The organism is Flavobacteriales bacterium (genome assembly GCA_021296215.1).
Taxonomy (GTDB): Bacteria; Bacteroidota; Bacteroidia; order Flavobacteriales; family ECT2AJA-044; genus ECT2AJA-044.
The window spans coordinates 1-1,333 of sequence record JAGWBA010000131.1 but is presented as its reverse complement, the minus strand read 5'-3'; the positions used below and the strand labels follow the sequence as shown (position 1 = coordinate 1,333).

Annotated in this window: 1 protein-coding gene; it reads right to left on the bottom strand. The window is 52.0% G+C overall.

Translation table 11 applies throughout. The features are described 5' to 3' along the window. On the bottom strand, positions 1–1,333 hold a 1,333-nt coding region (locus J4F31_12490; protein ID MCE2497371.1), incomplete at both ends, for an alkaline phosphatase D family protein.

The window sequence follows — 1,333 nt, the reverse complement described above, 5'->3', positions numbered from 1 at the left end:
ATGGGGTAGCAAACTCAACACCCACCTGATTACCTTCCATGTCCTTGAGGTTATTTGCCCATCCGTTATGCGTATCCCCTGCAAGCACCACAAGGTTCTTATCCGCGCCGTAAGCCGTTCCCAGCACCGCTTCACGCTCCGCAGGGTAACCGTCCCAAGCGTCAAGATTATAGGGAAGGACGGTGTTTATACGATTCATCTCATCCTGAGTTACAGAAGAATCCTCTCGCAGCATCCGGGCCTTAATCTTGGTCAGTTGATCAATAAGACCTGCAACTTCAGGCGTACGGTCGCCCAGATGGGGAATTATTTCAGCTGGAACGTTCATTCTGCCCATAAGCACCTGCTGACCCAGAACCTGCCAAGTGGCGGTTGAACCGGAGAGTTTCTCCTGAAGCCAAGCAAGCTGATCCGGACCGAGCAGTTTCCGGTCCGGAGAACTGATATCTTTACCGAAACGCTGGCCGTCAAAACCAGTATTCTGGTCAAAATAATCTTTGTAACTAAGCTGTTTATCCCGTCCGGCAAGACGGGTATCGAGCATGAAAAGCTCAACTAGGTTTCCGAAGGAAAAACTGCGGTAGATCCGCCCAGAATCATTCCGGTTTACGGGACGAACAGGCATCCACTCGTAATAGGCCCGAAGCGCGGCAGTCTTGCGGGCATTAAAATTGCCTTCACTTTCTTCATGATTCTGGGCGCCGCTCACATAAGCGTCGTTTGCGACCTCATGATCATCCCAGACGGTTATGAACGGATGCGTGGCGTGAAGAGCCTGGAGCTGCGGGTCAGTCCTGTAAAGAGCGTAGCGCCTTCTGTAATCATCAAGCGTCAGGATTTCCTTATCGCTGTATTCCGGAAGATCCCTGCTGCTTTCTTTCGAATTACTAGCACCGGAATCCGGTGCCTTGCCGTACTCATATATATAATCGCCAAGGTGAACGACGGCATCCACCCGAGCTGTCGCCGCCGCGTGGCCGTAAACGTTAAAGTAGCCGCCATGAGAAGTGGGATAGTTGGCACATGAGAAGACTGCCAGTTTAACCGAGTCCACATCGCCCTGCGGCAGAGTCTTAGTACGGCCGACAGCGGATACAGATTTTCCTGAACGGAAACGGTAATAGTAAATCGTCCCGGCCGAAAGACCCTCAACATCTACTTTGACCGTGTAATCACTTTCGGCAGTGGCGGTCTCAGACGAACTGTGAACAAGGCTTTTGAACTCCTTGTCCAAAGCGACCTCAACTCTGACCCCGATCCTTCTCCAGGATTCCTGTGGAGTAACTCTCGTCCAGACAATAACTCTGTCGGCCAATGGGTCGCCGCTTGCGAC